The organism is Deltaproteobacteria bacterium, from assembly GCA_030654105.1.
In the GTDB taxonomy this organism is placed as follows: domain Bacteria; phylum Desulfobacterota; class SM23-61; order SM23-61; family SM23-61; genus JAHJQK01.
Window position 1 is genome coordinate 1 of sequence record JAURYC010000238.1, and the last position, 19,431, is coordinate 19,431.

General features: G+C 53.0%; 18 protein-coding genes. 15 read left to right on the forward strand and 3 right to left on the reverse strand.

Annotated features, from left to right (window positions below; genetic code table 11):
- The 12 genes from Q7V48_10005 to Q7V48_10060 form a co-directional block, all read left to right on the forward strand.
- Positions 1-334 (forward strand): CoA transferase subunit A (locus Q7V48_10005; protein ID MDO9211062.1); only part of this gene is annotated, 334 nt, incomplete at its 5' end.
- Entirely contained in the window at positions 334-1,125 is a 792-nt protein-coding gene (locus Q7V48_10010; GenBank protein MDO9211063.1) for a CoA-transferase, read from the forward strand. The genes Q7V48_10005 and Q7V48_10010, both read left to right, overlap by 1 nt.
- Positions 1,126-1,458: 333 nt before the next feature.
- Complete coding sequence (locus tag Q7V48_10015; protein MDO9211064.1) at positions 1,459-2,244, forward strand: enoyl-CoA hydratase-related protein; 786 nt, start codon at positions 1,459-1,461, stop codon at positions 2,242-2,244.
- A gap of 12 nt (positions 2,245-2,256) precedes the next feature.
- Positions 2,257-2,922 carry a cyclase family protein gene (locus Q7V48_10020; GenBank protein MDO9211065.1) on the forward strand — a complete coding sequence of 222 codons (666 nt, stop codon included), beginning with the start codon at positions 2,257-2,259 and terminating at the stop codon, positions 2,920-2,922.
- A gap of 183 nt (positions 2,923-3,105) precedes the next feature.
- On the forward strand, positions 3,106-4,257 hold the full coding sequence (locus Q7V48_10025) for an ABC transporter substrate-binding protein (protein ID MDO9211066.1): 1,152 nt from the start codon (positions 3,106-3,108) through the stop codon (positions 4,255-4,257).
- 229 nt (positions 4,258-4,486) lie between these two features.
- Complete coding sequence (locus tag Q7V48_10030; protein MDO9211067.1) at positions 4,487-5,365, forward strand: branched-chain amino acid ABC transporter permease; 879 nt, start codon at positions 4,487-4,489, stop codon at positions 5,363-5,365.
- A 103-nt stretch (positions 5,366-5,468) separates the two neighbouring features.
- On the forward strand, positions 5,469-7,214 hold the full coding sequence (locus Q7V48_10035; GenBank protein MDO9211068.1) for a branched-chain amino acid ABC transporter ATP-binding protein/permease: 1,746 nt from the start codon (positions 5,469-5,471) through the stop codon (positions 7,212-7,214).
- Positions 7,215-7,455: 241 nt separating this feature from the next.
- The gene (locus tag Q7V48_10040; protein MDO9211069.1) at positions 7,456-8,154 is read left to right on the forward strand and encodes an ABC transporter ATP-binding protein; all 699 of its coding nucleotides are present in this window, start codon (positions 7,456-7,458) and stop codon (positions 8,152-8,154) included.
- Positions 8,155-8,517: 363 nt separating this feature from the next.
- Positions 8,518-9,612, forward strand: coding sequence for an enolase C-terminal domain-like protein (locus Q7V48_10045; GenBank protein MDO9211070.1), 1,095 nt, complete (start codon positions 8,518-8,520; stop codon positions 9,610-9,612).
- 183 nt (positions 9,613-9,795) lie between these two features.
- Entirely contained in the window at positions 9,796-10,950 is a 1,155-nt protein-coding gene (locus Q7V48_10050) for an acyl-CoA dehydrogenase family protein (protein MDO9211071.1), read from the forward strand.
- A 133-nt stretch (positions 10,951-11,083) separates the two neighbouring features.
- Positions 11,084-11,206, forward strand: a complete 123-nt coding sequence (locus Q7V48_10055; GenBank protein ID MDO9211072.1) for a hypothetical protein — start codon at positions 11,084-11,086, stop codon at positions 11,204-11,206.
- Positions 11,207-11,384: 178 nt separating this feature from the next.
- On the forward strand, positions 11,385-12,914 hold the full coding sequence (locus tag Q7V48_10060) for a long-chain fatty acid--CoA ligase (protein ID MDO9211073.1): 1,530 nt from the start codon (positions 11,385-11,387) through the stop codon (positions 12,912-12,914).
- A 45-nt stretch (positions 12,915-12,959) separates the two neighbouring features.
- Here the strand turns inward: Q7V48_10060 and hisF are convergent, their stop codons facing one another.
- Entirely contained in the window at positions 12,960-13,724 is a 765-nt protein-coding gene (gene hisF / locus Q7V48_10065; protein ID MDO9211074.1) for an imidazole glycerol phosphate synthase subunit HisF, read from the reverse strand.
- A 609-nt stretch (positions 13,725-14,333) separates the two neighbouring features.
- On the opposite strand from hisF, the gene Q7V48_10070 reads away from it, so the two are divergent.
- On the forward strand, positions 14,334-16,595 hold the full coding sequence (locus Q7V48_10070; GenBank protein MDO9211075.1) for a Tex family protein: 2,262 nt from the start codon (positions 14,334-14,336) through the stop codon (positions 16,593-16,595).
- Between the two features lie 175 nt (positions 16,596-16,770).
- On the opposite strand, the gene Q7V48_10075 is transcribed toward Q7V48_10070, so the two are convergent.
- Together Q7V48_10075 and Q7V48_10080 are read right to left on the reverse strand one after the other, a co-directional pair.
- Positions 16,771-17,580 carry a nucleotidyl transferase AbiEii/AbiGii toxin family protein gene (locus Q7V48_10075; GenBank protein ID MDO9211076.1) on the reverse strand — a complete coding sequence of 270 codons (810 nt, stop codon included), beginning with the start codon at positions 17,578-17,580 and terminating at the stop codon, positions 16,771-16,773.
- Entirely contained in the window at positions 17,577-18,278 is a 702-nt protein-coding gene (locus Q7V48_10080; GenBank protein MDO9211077.1) for a type IV toxin-antitoxin system AbiEi family antitoxin domain-containing protein, read from the reverse strand. The genes Q7V48_10075 and Q7V48_10080 overlap by 4 nt, the downstream gene beginning before the upstream one ends.
- Positions 18,279-18,670: 392 nt before the next feature.
- On the opposite strand from Q7V48_10080, the gene Q7V48_10085 reads away from it, so the two are divergent.
- Both Q7V48_10085 and Q7V48_10090 read left to right on the forward strand, forming a co-directional pair.
- On the forward strand, positions 18,671-18,958 hold the full coding sequence (locus tag Q7V48_10085) for a BrnT family toxin (protein ID MDO9211078.1): 288 nt from the start codon (positions 18,671-18,673) through the stop codon (positions 18,956-18,958).
- Positions 18,939-19,196 (forward strand): hypothetical protein, encoded by a 258-nt coding sequence (locus Q7V48_10090; protein ID MDO9211079.1) that lies wholly within the window; start codon positions 18,939-18,941, stop codon positions 19,194-19,196. Before Q7V48_10085 ends, Q7V48_10090 begins: the two co-directional genes overlap by 20 nt.
- The last annotated feature ends 235 nt before the right edge of the window (positions 19,197-19,431 follow it).

Below are 19,431 nucleotides of genomic sequence, written 5' to 3' on the forward strand. Positions count from 1 at the left end.
GGGGACGGCCAACGCCGGAAAGAAGGTCATCGTCTCCGCCGAAGAAATCGTAGACCAGGCGACCATTCTGAAGGAGCCGTACAAAACCATCCTTCCGGGATTCCGGGTGACCGCTGTGGTCCATGAACCCTGGGGCGCCCATCCATCGGATGTATTTGAGCACTACTACCGGGACATCTGGTTCCAGGCGGCCTACGCGGAAGCCTCAAAGACCGTGGAGGGGTTCCAGAAGTTTCTGGATGAATGGGTGTACGGGGTGGGAAACCGGGCTGAATACCTCAAGAAGCTGGGAGCAGAGAAAAAGGCGGAATTGCGCTGGAGGAAACAAGCATAATGGAAAATTTCACTCCCTTCGAGATGATGATCCTCACGGCGGCCAAACAGATTAAAAACGGCGATGCTCTCTTCGTCGGTTTTCACTGGCCCATGGTGGCCTCTCGTGTCGCCCGGCGGCTGCACGCTCCGGACATCTATTGCGTGTATGAAGGGGGAGGGGTCGAGAGGACCTACTGCCCGGTCATGCCCAACACGGGGGCGGATTTGATTTTGAGCCCCCATCTGGCGTTTGCCGGGGAGACCTATGACACCCTCTGCGGGTTCCTGGCCGCAGGGCACCTGCCCCTTTCCATGATCGATGCCCCCATGGTGGACCGGTATGGCAACATCAATTCCACCTGCATCGGGCCCTACCAGCAGCCCAAGGCCCGGCTTGCCGGTTCGGGGGGAGCGGCGGACCTCGGGGCCAACTCGAAAAAACTCTTCATGCTATCCGACCGGACGACCAAAGATGGCTTCCCGGCCCGGGTGGATTACGTCACGACCCCAGGATACCTGGACGGATACGATTCCCGAATTCGCGCGGGCTTTCGCCCGGATACCGGCCCGGAGATGATCATCTCATCTCTGGGGGTCTTCAAGTTTGATCCCGTCTCCAAAGAGGCCTATCTCTGGGGAGTCTATCCCAACGCTGATGTGGAGAAGATCAAAGCCAGCGTTGGATGGGAACTCAAAGCGGCGGATAAACTCGCGGCCATCCCAGCCCCCGAAGCCGAGGAAATCAAAGTAGTGCAGGAGGAGCTGGATATTGCCGAGTCCAGATTATGGAAAATTCCCGGCCGACAGTAAAATGTTAACCGCAGAGAACGCAGAAGACTCGGAGGGAAAAAAGGCCCAAGGTTCAAGGTTAAAGACTAAAGAACGAAAACAAAAAATCCATTAGGAACTTTGGGCACGGAGCTTAGTATCAGAAACTTTGGACCGGGAACTTTAGAATTTCGACTTTGAACTTGATTGTATAGGAATTTCCTTTTTGGACACGGATGTACACAGAAAATCGCTTAGCGGTTAGCGCTATGCGCATAGCGTCTTTTTTGTTTCTGCGGTTATCTGCGTAAATCTGCGTCCTATTAAATTTAAACTTGAAACCCAAAACTTGAAACTTTTTCTTTGGGAGGATATATGGCTTTTCAGAATATCATCTTCGAAAAGGATAAAGGGATTGCCAGGATCATCATCAACCGGCCGGAGAAGCGGAACGCCCTGAACCGGGAGACCCGCAAAGAGATGGGCGAGGCCCTGGAACAGATCCGGAAGGACGAGAGCATTCGGGTCTTGATCTTCCGGGGGACGGGGGAACAATCCTTCATCGCCGGGGCGGATGTGAACGACCTGAAAACGTTCTCCCCGCTGGGGATGTTCCAGTACATGAACACCCTGGGTCAGAAGCTCTACAATGACATTGAGAACTTTCCCATTCCCACCATCGCCCTGATCAACGGGTTCTGCTTCGGGGGTGGGGTGGAACTGGCCCTGTCCTGTGACATGCGGATCGCTTCGGAAAATGCCAAGTTTGGGCAGACGGAAATCCTGCTGGGATTCATTCCCGGGGGAGGGGCCACCCAGAAGCTGCCCCGGCTTATAGGAGCCGGGCTGGCCAAGGAGCTCATGTTCACCGGGAAAGTCATCGACGCCCGGGAAGCGGAGCGAATCGGCCTGGTCAACCGGACCGTTCCCCTGAAGGACCTGGACCAGGAAGGCCTGGCCATCGCGGAGAAGATATGTTCCCTTTCCCCCGTCGCCATTCGAGTCTGCAAGGAGGCCATTAACCAGGCTGCCCAGTCTTCCCTGAATGCGGGCCTGGCCTATGAAGTCATGGCGGAAACGCTCTGCTTCTCTTCCGAAGACCGGTCCGAGGGCATCCAGGCTTTCCTGGATAAGCGCCCCGCTCAATTCAAGGGAAAGTAAAGGAACGAGGCCATGTTTCGACCGGAATTGAAAGAGCTCATCACGGAAGGAAAAATCTACGACCTGGGACAACCCTGGCATCCGGGAATGCCCCACCATCCCCTCCATCCGCCTTTTGTCTTCGGACTGGCCCGCAAACCCGGGGATGTGTTGTATGAAGGAGGCGGAAGTTCGGCCAATGACTTATTTGCCTTCGGGGGTCACACGGGAACCCACCTGGATGCGGTCGGGCACATTTCCAAAAACGGAAAGCTATTTGGCGGGGTGGAAACGGCCCGGGAGCAGGATTACCTGACCGGCTTATCCCGGCGCAGTATCGAAGAAACCCCGCCCATCATTGCTCGCGGTATCCTTCTGGATATCCCGGGGCTTAAGCAAGTCGGGGTTTTAGAAAAAGGCTATCCCATCAGGCGGAAAGATATCCAGGAGACGCTGGCCCTCCAGAAGGTGAAGATCGAGGCGGGAGATGTGGTTCTGGTTTCTCTGATTTTTGGTTATTCAAAATTGTCTAAAAGGGAGGATCCTCATCCCTTTCCAAAATATCATCAAAGATTTGGATGGGGAAGGAGTGGCCATCGCGGGGGGAATATGTCCCCTTTCTCCCATCGCCATCCGGCTTGGCAAAGAGGTGATGAATTATTCCTTTCAAGCCCCTCTCCAGGCCGGCTTGGCCTATGAACTTATGGCCGAAACGCTCTGTTTTGCGACGGAGGACCCTGCTGAAGGCCTGCAGGCCTTTATTGAAAAAAGGAAGCCAGAGTTTAAAGGTGGGTAAAAAATTTGACAACGGTGGCCGGGAAAATTATAATCCAGAACTAGTAATCCTTGGTTGCCAGAAATAAAACTAAAAAGGAGGAGAAAATGAAGCAGCGAGCATGGATCACCGGAATTATTTTTGTTTGTTTTTTGTTCTTCAGCCTTTCGGCCCAGGCCGCGGACCCCAAAGAGTTCAAGATCGGGGCGATCCTGGCCATGACCGGGGCCGGGTCCTGGTATGGCGAGGTGATGAGCCGGGGTTTTCTAACGGCCATGGATGAGATCAACGGGAAAGGCGGCATCGACGGCGTTAAATTCAAGGCGGCCGTCGAAGACCACCAGAGCGGTTCGGGAGCCGCGGCCATCAACGGCTTCAACAAACTGGTCAACGTGGACAAGGTCCCCTTCAGCTTCACCTCGTACACCGGACCCACCCTCTCCATCGTGCCCGTGGCCAACGAAAAGCACGTACTGCTGCTCAACGGCGGGGGCGTGGGCCCCAAATTGGTGAAGGCCAGCCCGTACCTTTTCAACAACCGTATGCTCTCGGTGATGCATGGAGTCGGCGTAATTCAACGGGCGAAGGAGAGGGGATTCACGAAGATGGCCTCTCTCTACTGGAATGACGATGCCGGCATCGGCACCCAGAAATATGTGGAGCCCCGCTGGAAGGCCATGGGAGGCACGGTCGTGGCTTCCGAAGCGCATCCGATCGGGGCTACGGATTACAAGACTTACCTCTCTAAAATTATGGCGGCGAATCCGGATTTTCTGGCCTTGTGGCAATGGGGGAAAGACTGGGGCGTTGCCGTGAAACAAGCGCGGGATATGGGATTCAACAAGCCCATCCTGGGTGTCGAGTTCACCCCGGATGCGGCCAAGCTCGCTGGCGCTACCGCAGATGGTTATGAGGCCGTCACCGATTTCTTCGACCCCAAGAGCAATGACCCCTGGTCCAAGAGTTTTGTAGCCAATTACAAAGCCAAGACCGGCAAAGACCCGGAATTCTATGCCGCCAACTATTACGAAGGGGTCTATATCCTGGCGGAGTTGATCAAAAAAGCCAAGGCCAAGGGAGGGGACTGGTGGAATGGGAAAGCCCTGCGGGATGCCCTCGTCGAAATCAAGAAGTTCCCCAGCGTCTATGGTGGGGACGTAGAATTTAACCCGGAAGATGGAACCTGCAAGAAGAAGACCGCCCTTTTCGTGGTGAAGAACGCCGAAGCGGTCTTCCAGAGTTACGTCGAAATCAAGTAATAGAATTTTTCACCGCAGAGAACGCGGAGAACATCATAAATAAATTCCAAATTTCAAAATCCAAATTCGAACCTTCACAAATGGGTTGGCGGTTTGAGAATGTGGTTTTGATCATTGTCGGGAATTTGGTGCTTGGGTTTTGAAGTTTTCTTCCGTGTTCTCTGCGTCCTCTGCAGTGGATATCAGAGCGGGGCGGGCTTAAGCCCGCCCCGCTTTATGAAGGGGTTCCATGGATCTCTTAATCCAACTCACCATCAACGGACTTTCCCTGGGAAGCATTTATATGCTCTTGGGTATCAGCTGGGGGTTGATCTTCGCCGTGACCCGGACCTTTCATTTTGCCCACGGAGCGACTTTTGTCATCGCCGCCTATGCGGCCTACCTTTTCCAGCAGTTGGGATTCCCCTTAATCCTGGCTGCGGCCGGGAGCGTTTTGGCAGCGGCTCTTTTCGGAATGGCCCTGGAAGGGATCTTATACCGCTTCCTCCGAAAATCTTTTGCCACTCATCTGGTCATCTTCGTCGCCGCCCTGGGAACTCTGATCACCGTTGAAAATTTGATCGCCATGGGGTTCGGAACGGATACCAAGCCCCTGGAAGGGTTCCCGATGAAGGTCATTAAAATCGGCCAGGTGGGCTTCAATAATCTGCATATCGTCATGTTCATCACCGCCGGAGCTTTCTTTGCCGCTTTGATGCTTTACCTCCATGGCACCAAGAGCGGGAAGGCTTTACGCGCCGTGATCAGCAATCCCGAGATGGCCGAGGTGATCGGCATCGATACCCAAAAGTATTTTCTCCTGGCTTTTGCCCTGGGGTCTTTGCTGGTGGCGCCGGCAGCGGTTCTGGTGACCATCGAAAGGGGAGCCACGCCCGACCTGGGTCACTGGGCCATTCTTTACTCCTTCATACCGGTGATCATCGGGGGGATCGGCAGCATTCCCGGAGCGGCCCTGGCCGGGATCATCGTCGGACTGGCCGAATCGATCGGCATCTGGAAGATTTCCTCCCAATGGCAGGTGGGGATTGCTTTCGTCGTCCTGGTCCTGGTGTTGATCTTGAAACCCACGGGGCTGTTTGGATTCCGGGTTTACAGGGGCAAAATCTAAATTGGCATTGCCAATTGAAAATTGCAAAAGTCAAAATGAAAAATAAAAGCTCTTTAACAATATCATTTTTCATTTTACATTTTATCTTGGAACGAAGTTCGCTATGGACTATATACTTCACATCTTAATCATGATCGCCATCTACGCGATCTTGGGTTTATCCTTCAACCTCATTCTGGGATATACCGGCCTCATCGCCATGTGCCATGCCGCCTTTTTTGCCATCGGGGCTTACACTTCGGCGCTCCTGGGCGTCCATTTCGGGATCAATTTCCTGCTGGGAATCGTGGCCGGAATGATCGTCACCGGGGTGGTGAGTCTGCTCGTGGCCATACCGGCCATTCGCGTGCGGGATGAATACCTCATCGTGACCACCCTGGCTTTTTTGATGATTGTTTATACCGTCCTGGTAAACTGGATTGACCTGACCCGAGGCGCGGCCGGCCTATCCGGTATTCCCCGGCCTTCTCTCTTTGGCTATCAAATTTCAACTCCGACGGCCTTTATCCCCCTGATGTTCGGTTTCGCCGCAATCGTTTTTCTGGCCTGCTGGCGGATTGTCCATTCTCCCTTTGGACGAATCCTGCGGGCCATCCGGGAGGATGAGGTGGCCACCGAATCCCTGGGGAAGAACGTCCGGGCTTTTAAGATCTGGATTTTCGTGACTGGCGGAGCCCTGGCAGCCATCGCCGGCAGCCTGTTTGCCCATTACATGACCTACATCAGCCCGGCAAACTTTACCATCAACGATACGATCCTGATCTTTGCCGTGGTCATCATCGGAGGGGCCGCTAATGCCTGGGGGCCGGTGGTTGGGGCTGTCATTCTGGTCTCGGTGATGGAGGCCCTTCGCTTCATGGAGATCTCTCCTTTGATAGTGGGTTTTACTCGCCAGATCGCTTATGGCGCGGTCCTCATTGCCTTCATGTGTTTCCGACCCCAGGGTTTCGTGGGGGAGTTTGCCGCCCGTCCTAGAAGAGAAGAGGAGAAGCCCGAGCCTTTACCCAATGGGGACGGAGCGAGGCCGGCGTCAAGAGGGGTCGGAGGAAGAGTTCCCGGTCTGTTTCAGGAGAAGGCCAGGCCTGATTCTCCCGAGATAATCCTCCGGTTAAATGGGGTCAGTAAAAATTTCGGCGGACTGAAAGCGGTCAACCATTGCACTATGGATCTCTTGGAAGGGGAGATCGTCGGGCTCATCGGGCCCAATGGCGCCGGGAAGACCACCCTCTTCAACGTAATCACGGGCTTCTACTCCCCCGATGCGGGGTCGGTCGATTTCTCCGGGAAAGACATCTCCGGCCTTCCGGCCTATCGCATAACCCAGCTGGGGATCGCCCGCTCCTTCCAGAATTTAAGGCTCTTCCACAACATGACGGTACTGGATAACGTCCTGGTGGCCCGACCCCGGCAGACCGGGGAGAACCTGATCTGGGCTTTCCTGCGCTTCGGCCAGGTTTCCCGCGAAGAGAGAGAGAATCGAGAGAAAGCCCGGGGTTATCTGAAATTTGTGGGATTGGACGATAAGGCCGACGAGCTCGCCGGGAATCTTTCTTTTGCGGAACAGAAGCTTTTGAGCCTGGCCCGTCTCCTGGCCACGGAAGCTCGTTTGATTCTTTTGGACGAGCCGGCATCAGGCCTGGACCCGATGGTCATGGAAAATCTCTTCCCCCTGGTAAAAGATCTGGTGAAATACGGCAAGACGATTTGCATCGTGGAGCACAACATGGAAGTCATCAAGGCCATGGTGGATGAGATCGTTTTCCTTAACGAAGGAAAAGTGCTGGCCAAGGGAACTCCGGAAAAAATCATGAACACCCCCGAGCTGGCGGAGATTTATTTTGGCGGATAAGAAAGGCAGGCTCGATGAACGAGGACCAAGGACGAGTAACGAGGACTGAGGACTGAGGACTGAGCAATCAATATCGGTTTAAGGTACAAGGGGCAAGGAAACAGGTACGAGGTTCGAGGTAAGAGATTAAAGAAAAAAATTCAAGGTTAAAAGCCAAAAGGAACTGACTACTGATGACTGACTACTGATGACTGACGACTTACCACTCACAACTCAAAATTTTTTTTAAATGGAAAATACGATGATTCTGGAAGTTAAAAACTTAGTCAGCGGGTACCAGAATAAAAGGGTCCTCCATGGGCTCGCATTCGGCATGGAAGACGGGGAAGTGGTGGGAACGATCGGGCACAACGGGGGCGGGAAGACCACTCTCCTGAAGACCCTTTTCGGGCTTCTCTCTCCCTGGGAAGGCCAGGTTTTCTTCCGGGGTCATGAAATCACCGGGCGGAAGCCGGGGTTCAATGTCAAAGAAGGAATTGCTTACATGCCCCAGGGGCAGGGCTTGTTCCCCGACCTCAAGGTCATGGAGAACCTGGAGATCAGTTCCTTTGGCCTGGATTCGCAGACTCTAAAGAAGCGCTGCCGACAGATCTTCGAAATGTTCCCCATTCTTGACGAGCGAAAGAAGCAAAGGGCTGGAACCCTGAGCGGAGGGGAGCAACGGATGCTCAGCGTGGGTTTGACCCTGATGCATGAACCAACCCTTATTTTCCTGGACGAGCCTTCCCTCGGGCTGGCTCCCCGGATTGTGCAACTGGTCATGGATAACATTGCGGAGATCAACCGCCGTTATAAGAATTCGATCATGCTGGTGGAGCAGAACTTCGAGCAGGTAAAACGGATAGCCGGAAAGATTATGGTGATCAAGCTGGGACAGATCGTCTTCTCGGGCATTTTAGATCCTGCGATGGATAAACGGGAATTGTGGAAATACTTCTAAAAGCATTTTTGCCACAGAGGACACAGAGGACACAGAGAATGAGCAAATAAAAAATAAGTGCCTAAAGTGAGCTAAAGTGCCTAAAGTTATGAACCTGCGGTTTAGGCCTTGTGCCTTACACCTTGCGCCTCACGGTTTTTACGGTATTTATAACTCTGTGTTCTCTGTACTACTAACGTTCAATTTCTGAAAAAATTTTTAAGAATTTTTTAATTTTATCTATGTTTATCTGTGTCCTAAATTGTCTTTTTTAAGATCTTTCTTTAGATCTCTGTGATCTCTGTGCCCTCTGTGGCTAATGTTTTTTTGGTTGCGGCTATGCCGCGCTGTGACCTCTATGGCAAATTGAAAAAAGGGGTTGATATGAAAATTACCCAGATCGAAGCGATTCCTTTTAAAATTCCTTACCTTACTCCTTTGAAGTGGGGTCTGGCGGGCTATCTTGAGGCCGCGGAACATGTTCTCGTCAGAGTTCATACGGATGACGGAATCATCGGCATAGCCGAGGCCACCCCCCGACCCACGATTTATGGGGAGTCCCAGGCCTCCATTCTCTATGCCATCAAAAACTGGTTTGGACCAATGATCATTGGCCTTGATCCAAACCATACTGAAAAAATCTGGTCCAAATTCGATACCCTTCACTGGAATCCCACAGCCAAAGGAGCAATCGATCTGGCTTTATGGGATGCGGCAGCCAAAGCCCGGGGACTTCCGCTTTGGGAAATCCTGGGAGGCTCTTCTGACCGCCTTCCCGTGAGCTGGATGCTCGGCATGCGCTCCATTTCCGAAATGATCCAGGAAGCGATGGACATGCGCGCCAAAGGATTTAAAGCCTTCAAGGTCAAGGTGGGAATTGATCCCGGGAAGGATATCCAGGTCATTAAATCACTGCGAGAGAGTATCGGGCCGGATGTATTGATTTATGCCGACGCCAATATGGCCTATGATGTTTCCACGGCCATTCGTACGATTAAGAAGATGGAAGAGTACGGGCTCGCTTTTGTGGAAGAGCCGATTCCGGTGTGGAACTGGAGAGGAAGGAAAAAGGTTGCCCAAGCCATATCCATCCCCATCATGGGAGATGAGAGTGTCTTTACCCCCCAGGATGTAGCTCGGGAGATCGATCTCGGGGCCATCGGGATCATAAGCATCAAGACTCCGCGCACAGGTTACACGCTCTCGCTGAAAATTATTCACCAGGCTGAAATGGCCGGAATTCCCTGTTTGATGGGCACCCAGGCCGAGACCGGGGTTGGAACTTTAGCCAGTGCTCATTTTGGCGCTGCCCGCCGCAATGTTTCCTACCCCAGTGAGATATCTTTTTTCCTTTGCCTGAAAGATGACCTGCTGGCCGAGCCGATCTCTCTCCAAGACGGAATCATTGGACTGCCCAAGCGCCCGGGAAATGGAGCAATCCTTGACGAGGGGAAGCTGAAGAAATATCGGATGGATTAAGCAGATAAAATTCGAAATCCGAATATCGAAACTCGAAACAATATCTAAATGACCAAAATTCAAATTCCCTAAAAGCTTTTTAGAACATTTAGATATTCGAATTCGTTTCGGATTTCGTGCTTCGAATTTCGGATTTATCCTGGGCTTAGTGACGGAAAAACTGCTTAGAAGGGAAAATAAAATATGGACTTTGAACTCCCCTTGGAATTGAAGAAATTAAAGGAAGAAACCTGCCAGTTCGTAGACCAGGAAATCCGGCCCCTGGTTGCGGAAATAGAGAAAAAGAAAAGGTATCCCATTGAAATTGTCAAACGCATGGCGCGGCAAGGCATCTACCGCCTTCTTGTTCCGAAGGAATACGGCGGGGCATATGAAACTGTCCGATCCCTTCCTATCTGCGTGGCTCGTGAAGAATTGGGGCGGGGTCATAACTTTGCCGGCGCGAGCATTGCTACCCAGGGTTTGGGAAGTTATCCGTTGGTTCTGGCCGGTTCCGCAGAACTACGGAGGCGTTTTTTACCACGGGTGGCCAGTGGAGAAATCATCCCGGCATTTGCCCTGACCGAGCCAGAAGCGGGTTCAGATGCTGGGAGCCTGCAGACGACGGCTTTGAGAGAGGGTGATCATTACCGCATCAATGGAATCAAATGTTTTATCTCCAACGCCGGAATCGCTCAATATATCGTCTTGTTTGCCAAGACCAACCCCTCCCTGAGAACGAAGGGGATTTCGGCCATTCTGGTGGAAACCGGCACTCCGGGGTATGAAGTCACCCGGCAGATGGAGATCCTGGCCATTGACGTGGTCAATGAGTTGCAATTCAAGGACTGCCTCGTTCCCCGGGCGAATTTGCTGGGAGAAGAAGGGAAAGGATTCACTGTGGCCATGCAGACTCTGGACCTCTTGCGCTGTTCGGTGGGGGCCCATGCGGTGGGCATCGCCCAGGAGGCCTTCGATCTGGCGTTGGCCTATGCCAAGAAGCGGGTTCAATTCGGGAAGCCCATTGCCCAGCACCAGGCGATCCAGCTCAAACTGGCCAACATGATCGTAGAGATCAACTGCGCCCGGCTTTTGGTCTATCAAGCGGCTTTGGCCAAGGATACAGGCCAGCCTGATGTAACTTTCAAATCTTCCATGGCCAAGTATTATGCCACGGAGATGGCCCAGCGGGTAGTGGATCAGGCGGTTCAAATCCACGGAGGGTATGGAGTGCTGGTGGATGATTTTCCCCTGGAGCGTCTCTACCGGGAAGTACGCGCTCCCCGTATTTACGAAGGAACGTCGGAGATTCAACAACTCATCATTGCCAATCATTTTGTGAGGGAGAAGAAGAATTAGTGAAAGTGTAAGTGTAAGGGAAAGGAAAAGGGAGAGAGGAAAACAGGGAGAGGAAAACAGACCCTGACCACTTACACTGACTCCTGACCTGACCGTGCATGTCTTCCTTCAAAACCAGAGGGGAATCCAGCTCATGGAAATGCTCAACCTGGAGGAGATTGCCCGGGATAGGGTTTATGAGTCCCTGTTTGTGGCCTTGCCCCTCAGGATCATCGGTGGGACTGCCTCCCCGGTCCGTCCCGTTGCTATCTGCTAAATTTTAGCCACAGAGGACACAGAGAATAACCAAAAGAAAGGCTTAGGCTAGAAACTGACCGAATTTTGAGGTGAACGGGTTCCTTTTTCTAAACTCGTGTGTTCTTTTTTTGAATATCAGCCAATAGTTTTTTTACCTCTGTGATCTCTGTGCCCTCTGTGGCAAAATAAAACGAACCATGAATCTTAATGTCGGATATATGCTTCTGCGGAATGTCCATGAGCAGCCGGAAAAGCTCGCGGTCATCTTCCGAAATAAGCGGCACACCTATAAAGTTTTCAACGAGCGGGTTAATCGCCTGGCCAATGCCCTTTTAGAAAAGGGGATGGCCAAAGGGGATAAAGTTGCCTACCTTCTCAACAATTGCAGTGAATTTGCCGAGATCTCTTTTGCTTTGAGCAAAATAGGTGCCCTCTCCATACCCCTCAATTTCCGTCTGAAAGAAGAGGAAATCGGTTATATCATCGAGAATTCCGACTCCTCTTTTCTTTTTTTCGGACCTGAGTATAAAGAAAATATCGCGAAGCTCCTTCCCGGATTTAATAAATTCAAAAAAGCCATTCAGGTTGGAGGAAATTCAGAATACGAAAAGCTTTTGCAGAATTCATCAATTCAGGAACCTTCGGTTTTGGTGACAGAAGATGATGACCATTCCATTATGTACACTTCCGGCACAACCGGATTCCCCAAGGGAGCTGTGCATACCCACAAAAGCAGGATCTGGAACAGCCTGAATATGCTGGTGGACACCGGCCTCCGCGGAACAGACATTTTTGCCATTACCACCCCGCTTTTTCATATTGCGGCCGGACACACCATGGTTCTCTCCACAATTTTTATCGGGGGCACGGTGGTGATATTGGCGGGATTTTCTTTGCCGGAGTTCTTCGAAGTAATCCAGAGGGAAAAAGTCACCGCCTTCTTTGCCGTACCTACGATGTTCGTCCGCATCCTGGATCATCCCAATCTGAAGGAGTATGATCTTTCTTCCCTGCGGTTGCTTTTTACGGGCGGAGCCGTCACCTCCGTGGAGTTGAAGGAAAAATTGATGAAAGCCTTTCCCCGGGCAACGTTGGATGACTTAATGGGTTTGACGGAAGGAGGGCCGTTGACGACTTTCTTGCCCCACCGTGATGCCTTCCGCAAGCCAGGCTCGGTGGGCCGAGCCCATTTCAGCCAGATGGTGCGGGTGGTCAATGAGAAAGGGGAAGATGTCAATGGGGATGAAGTGGGAGAGATCATCGTGAAGGGGCCAGCGGTGATGGAGGAATATTACAAAAACCCCGAGGCAACACACAAGGCTTTACGGGACGGGTGGCTTTACACGGGTGACCTGGCCCGGGTGGACAAGGAAAGGTATCAATACCTCATAGTGCGGCGAACGGACTTGATCATCAGCGGTGGAGAAAATGTTTATCCCGCCGAAGTGGAAAAAGTACTTCTCCTGCATCCCGCAGTCAAAGAAGTTGCCGTGATTGGAATCACGGACATGGAATGGGGGGCGCGGGTAATGGCCGTGGTGGTTCCGCGGGAAGGGGAGAGGCTCACCGAAGAAGATCTCCTTTCCTTTTGCCGAGAAAAGCTGGCCGGCTACAAACGCCCCTGCAGCATTGCCTTTATTGATGAACTGCCCAAAAATCAATTAGGAAAAGTTCTTTACAAAGAATTGAGGAACCGCTTCGAAAAAGGGGATGCGGGTAAGAGATGAAGGTTTATTTTAAAAAACATCCCCATTGGATACCTTGAGATGGGTTTATAAGATCACCTTTAGCCCCTTGGCCCGCAGATATTCTTTTACTTCCTTGATACGAATGGTGCGAAAATGGAAGACCGAGGCCGCCAGCAAAATCTGGGCGCCACCCTTGACCACACCTTCATAAAAATGTTCCAGCGTTCCAGCGCCACCGGAAGCCACCACTGGCACCTTCACGACATCTGACACCGCTTTGGTAAACTCCAGGTCATAGCCGGCCAATGTTCCGTCTCCATCCATGCTCGTCGGCAAAATGCTGCCTGCCCCCAACTCCTGGCACTGCTTGGCCCAAATGATGGCATCCTTTCCTACCGGCTTGGTTCCTCCCGCCACCACCAGCTCAAAGCCGGAGGGCATCTCCTTATTTCTTCTGGCGTCAATGGCCACAGTGATCTTGGCGGAACCAAATTTTTGAGCGGCCTTCCTCACCAACTCGGGATCATTTACGGCGGCACTGTTCATGGAAACCTTGTCGGCTCCGGCTTCCAAAACCAATTCAATATCCTCCAGGCTGTTAATACCCCCACCGACGGTCAGGGGAATTTCAATAACAGAAGAAACTTGCCGTACCCACTCCAGGCGGGTTTTGCGGTTTTCTAGCGTAGCCGCAATGTCCAGCATGGCCAGCTCATCGGCCCCTTCGTTTTGGTAGAATCGGGCATGTTCCACCGGGTCGCCGGCATCCCGCAAATCGATAAAATGGACTCCCTTGGTAACCCGGCCGTTTTTCATATCCAGACAAGGCATGATTTTGATCACATCCATTTTTTATCCTTTCTTAAAAGCGTGGTATATAGTTAGAAAATGTCCCCTCACCCCGCCCTCTCCCCCAAATTGGGGGAGAGGGGAAGGGTGGGGGGTCGAGCCTGTCATGAAATACTACTAAAAAAATCCAAACAAAGAAAGAGCCTATCTTGTGGTTGAAGAGATTCCGGCGATCTCTTTGGCTATTTTTATTCTCTTCTCCAGATCGTACATATGGCGAACTACGATGCTGTCGTCAAATCAAATAATTCCCCTTGAAATCCGGCTCCGTGGTGGTAAATTAAAAGTATATAAATGCGGATAGCGGCGAAAATCTGCTTTTCAATCCTTAAAAATTGGGAGGTTGAATGAAGCTCGGTACCTTCCGGTTTTGATGGTGCGGGCGCCCGGGTGTGTAGCCGGGATTTGATGGGCAACAAAATTTTAAGAAGCAATCACCCTGGCCACCTGGCCGGCATAGACCACCACGTACCTCAGCATGAATCCGCCCAGGAGAACGGAGGCCGTGCCTGTCTTCAGGGCCGATACGAGAAAAAGCATGGGATTACAGTAGGGGCGCGCGACAAGGCTGCCCGGCAGGCCTCCAATGGAAAGAGACGGAAAGAAAGAATGGATGAACGACATGTATCGAAGATTGCCACTGAACTGGGGCTGGCGGCACGGCAAGTTCAAGCAACAGCGGAGCTTATTATTGAAGGGGCTGCCGTCCCGTTCATTGCCCGCTACCGGAAAGAGGCCACGGGCTCTCTGGATGAAGTGCAGATCACGGCCATCCGCGACCGCCTGGACCAGTTGGCCGAGCTGGACAAACGCCGGGATGCTATTCTCAAATCCCTCCAGGAGCGGGAGCTCCTCACCGATGATTTAAAGGAAAAGATTCTAACTGCGGAGACTTTGTCGGTCCTGGAAGATATCTACCTTCCCTTCCGGCCGAAACGCCGCACCCGGGCCACGGTGGCCAGGGAAAGGGGACTGGAGCCCCTGGCCCACATCCTTTACGCCCAGGAAGAAAAGGATCCCGCGACGGAAGCCGCCCCCTTTATCGATCCGGAAAAGTCCATATCCTCCGTGGAAGAGGCCCTCGCCGGGGCGCGGGACATTATCGCCGAGTGGATCAGCGAAGACCAGGCGGCCCGGGCTGCGCTGCGGGTCCTTTTTGCTTCCCGCGGGGTCTTGCGCACGAAGGTAAGCATCGGCAAAGAGGCGGAAGGAAATAAGTACCGGGATTATTTTGAGTGGGAAGAGCCGGTACCCCAGGCCCCTTCCCACAGAATCCTGGCCATGCGCCGCGGGGAAAAGGAAGGTTTCCTGAACCTTACCGTATTGCCGCCGGAACCCGAAACCCTGTCCATCCTCGAGTGCCTCTTCGTCAAAGGGAATAACGCCTGTTCCGACCAGGTTCACCTGGCCATGCGGGACAGCTACACCCGACTCCTCTCCCCTTCCATGGAAACGGAAATCCGCCTGGATACGAAGAAGCGCGCCGATGAGGAAGCCATCCGGATTTTCGCGGGCAATCTCCGCCAGCTTTTAATGGCTCCCCCGCTTGGCCAGAAGAACGTCCTGGCTATCGACCCCGGTCTGCGAACGGGGTGCAAAACCGTCTGCCTTGACCGGCAGGGAAAGCTTCTGCACAACGAAACGATTTTCCCCCTGCTCAGCGAAAAAGGAAGGGAGGAATCCGCCCGAAGGGTTTTAGAACTCTGCGGGGAGTTTCAGATCGAGGCTGTCGCTGTAGGCAACGGCACAGGCGGAAGGGAGACCGAAGCCTTCATCCGCAGCCTGCCGCTCCCCGGCGGGATCCCGGTAATCTTGGTCAACGAGAGCGGCGCCTCGGTCTATTCCGCTTCCAAAGCTGCCCGGGAAGAGTTTCCGGATCACGACGTAACCGTGCGCGGCGCCATCTCCATCGGGCGGCGGCTCATGGACCCGCTGGCTGAACTCGTGAAGATCGACCCCAAATCGATCGGGGTGGGCCAGTACCAGCACGACGTGGACCAGCCCGCCCTCAAGCGCAGCCTGGATGACGTAGTCGCAAGCTGCGTCAACGCCGTGGGGGTGGAGGTGAACACGGCCAGCGCCCAGCTCCTAACTTACGTCTCCGGCCTGGGCCCGCAGCTCGCCGCCAACATCCTTGTTTATCGCAACGAGAACGGCCCCTTCTCTTCCCGGGAGGATTTGAAAAAGGTGCCGCGCCTCGGCCCCAAAGCCTTTGAGCAGGCTGCCGGTTTCCTGCGCATCCGCGGAGGAAAAAATCCCTTGGACGCCGGCGCCGTCCACCCGGAAAGCTATCCGGTGGTGCAGGCCATGGCCGCGGACCTGGGCTGTACCGTGGAAGATCTAATGTGTGATGAGATGCTCCGCAAGCAGATCGATCCTTCCAGGTATGTGACGGAGAAGACGGGCCTGCCGACCCTGAACGACATCTTGAAGGAGCTGGCCAAGCCGGGGCGTGACCCGCGGCAGGAATTCGAGAGCTTCCGCTTCGCCGAAGGGATTGAGAAGATAGAGGACCTCAAACCGGGCATGAAACTGGACGGGATCGTCACCAACGTGACCGCCTTCGGGGCCTTTGTGGACATCGGTGTGCACCAGGACGGGCTGGTCCATGTAAGCCAGCTTTCCGACCATTTCGTAAAAGATCCAAATCAGGTAGTCAAAGTCCAGCAGAAGATCAAGGTCACCGTCCTCTCCGTCGACCTGGAGAGGAAGCGGATTTCCCTTTCCCTGAAAAAAAAGCCGGGGAAAAAGGAGGGGGAATCCAGGCCGGGGGAAAAAGCTCCCATGGGGAAACCCTCCGCCGCCAAGAAAAAAGGAGAGAACGGGCCTTTTAATAACCCCTTTGCCAAGGTCTTTCGGCGGGAAGAATAAACGGAGGACACTGCGGCTTTTTACATAATTATCGTTTCCAGGCATGGTATGAGGAGCTCATCGATCGCACATTGCTTGATTTTGCCTGATGGTGTTAGTAAACCCTAACGCTGCAACCAGGCAACTTAATCCATGCCCCCGGCGGAATACACCAGAGGGAATTCGGTTGTTCTCCTCAAATGTTCAGCAGCAGGTTCTTGACGTTCTCGAGCGTAAGAAGCTTCACGTCTTGAGAGCGCTCGAGGAAGGGAAGGACATCCTTCACGGCCCGATCCCAATGGATTTCCTCCACCCGCTTCGCGACCATCCGCCGCCAGTTTGCTGCAGTCAATTTTGGGCCTGACCATCCGGTTTGAGCCAGGGCGTTATTTAGGAGCGTGAAATTCGGCTCAGGCCAGGTCCGATCCGTCAGGTACCAGACCAGATCAAACAAATCCCGTCCTTTCGTATAGGCGCGCGCAAGAACGGCATGCAACTTTCCGGCAAGAAGTGACGGGCGGTCGTAATGGAGCAAATGCAGGGTGACGAACCTCCTGATCACGGTCGTGGTTGTGGTAGCCCCGGTGGGCGGATTCGTGTCCATCTCGACTCTTACAGAAAGGATTTGGTCTGTACGAGGAGAAATGCCAAGTTCGAAAAGAAGCCCCCTGAACTTGATGAAAGCGGATTTCACGGCTCTTTTCTCCCGGATCCGGATATCGTTGGCGTAGTCTTCCGCCTGGAAGGCCGAACTGACCTTGCGCATGAGGGGGGTGAAGTCATCCTCTCCTTTGGGAACGACCAAGGAGAAATCCAGGTCTTCGGAATATCTCGGCATCCCAAAAAGAAAGCGCAGAGCCGTTCCGCCGACAAAGGCCCACTTGAGGAATGCCCCTCGATCTTGAAGCGCCTCAAGAATACGGGCCTGCAGGTATTCCCGCGCGACACTTCGCTTCATGAAGTCGTTCGGCTGCTGGGCGACGATTTGGGTTAGATAATCCTTCATTTTGGCAGATTCTCAGGGTTCTTTCCGCCTGTCATGCGCGCAATAAGCTTCACCGCGCGTTTCAGCTTGCGGCTCCCGATCCGCTCGGCATTCATTTGGAGAGCATGCCAGTCAAAATGATCGGTAGGCTCGAACCGCAACTCCTCGATGTATGCCGGAGAGTCGCTTCCCGGCGTGAGATAGAGCAAATCCAACAAAGCCTTTTCCGGGGAGGCCAGAAAAACCGGCTGCCCTCGCGAAATCTCAGTCTGCGCGTAGCCGAAGAAGGCCGATTTTTTCACATGGCGAAAAAGGAAGGGCCCCAGCGGGGTCTGCAATTCTTCCGGGCGGCTCATCGTGACGCTGGTCGTCACCGGGACGAACTCCGGGATCATGCCATAGTGGGACAGCGCGGACTGCAGGCTCACATACGACGGCTTGCGCAGGTGATTGGCCACCAGAAAGGGATGGGGAGCCTCGGCCTGGTAAGGCGGGGCAACCGCATAGACGCCGCGGCGAAGCTGCAGGAGCCGGCCTGATTTGACCCATCGGTCCAGTTGCCGCCGCACAGCGCCGGCGGAACCGCGTCCCGCTAAAAGAAGGGAAGAGGAAAAAACCGGTGTGTTTCGAGCAATCGTCAGGAGCTCTTGCCATTTCATAGCAATAAGATGACATATTTGTCTATTAAATGCAATATAAAATTCTGCCGGTTTTCTCAAACCCCAAAATTGCAGAATCGGAACGAAGAAAATTCGTTCCGAGAATGTTTTAACATATTCGGGACGATATTTGAGGGGGCCGGCAAAATTTTTGTGGTGGGCGGAACTAAAAATTGTTCAGTACCTTGGGGCGACAGGTTCGGGTGTGCCCTGATAGGTTGCGAAGTGGACGAAACCAGAAGTTTAATAGCCTCACTATGATTTTTACAATGCCCGCCCTGCATGAACGTCTCCCTCCCTGAACTGCAAAAATAGATTTTGTAGGGACGGACCCCTGTGTGCGCCCGATAGTCTTTGGCGTGGAGGGTCCGGGAAGTAGATTGCCAATTGAGTTTATGGTAATATGGGGGAAAAGGAATAATGAATCGAGCCTGCTGGCCAGGGGAGTTTACATGGATGTATTTTTCGAGTGGGACCCCCAAAAAGCATCCGCTAACCTTCGTAAGCACGGAATAAGTTTTGATGAAGCGAGTACAGTTTTCAATGACCCCTTGGCTGCCATCTTCGATGATGAGGATCACTCTGAAGAAGAAATACGAGAAATCATCATCGGTCACTCCATTAAAAACGATCTAATGGTGGTCTGTTTTACCGAACGAGCCAAAGGCATCGTCCGTATTTTCAGCGCACGTTTGGCAACCAGGAAGGAACGCAAAGATTATGAAGAGAACCGCAAATAATAGGAACATAAGGGGAATGCGATCCGAGTACAGCTTTGATTACCGGAAATCCCGTCCGAACCGCTTTGCAGGCCGAATTGACAAGAACCGTGTCGTGGTAGTCCTTGACTCTGACATATCCCAGGTCTTCACTACGCCAGAGTCAGTCAACGCCGCGCTTCGCGCCTTGATTACGACCATGCCAAAAACCAAGCCTCAAAAGGGCCGCAAATCCACGGCGGTAAAGGAACGCGCCTAACGCGTGAGTATAACCGAAGCGCGGTTTCCGGGGCACAATATTTTTTCCCCGAACCTGTCTCCCCTTTGAGCCCGAGAAAGCGAAAAGGATTAGGGAGAAGCTGCAGAAAGGGGAAATTTAGAGAAAGGACATTGCTAATTGAGTTGCTTACTTATTTAAGGGTGTCCCCCTCGACAACAGTTGGATGAAGCCCATAATGAAAGAAGAAAAGAGCTTGAAAGAGGGGCTTGAAAAA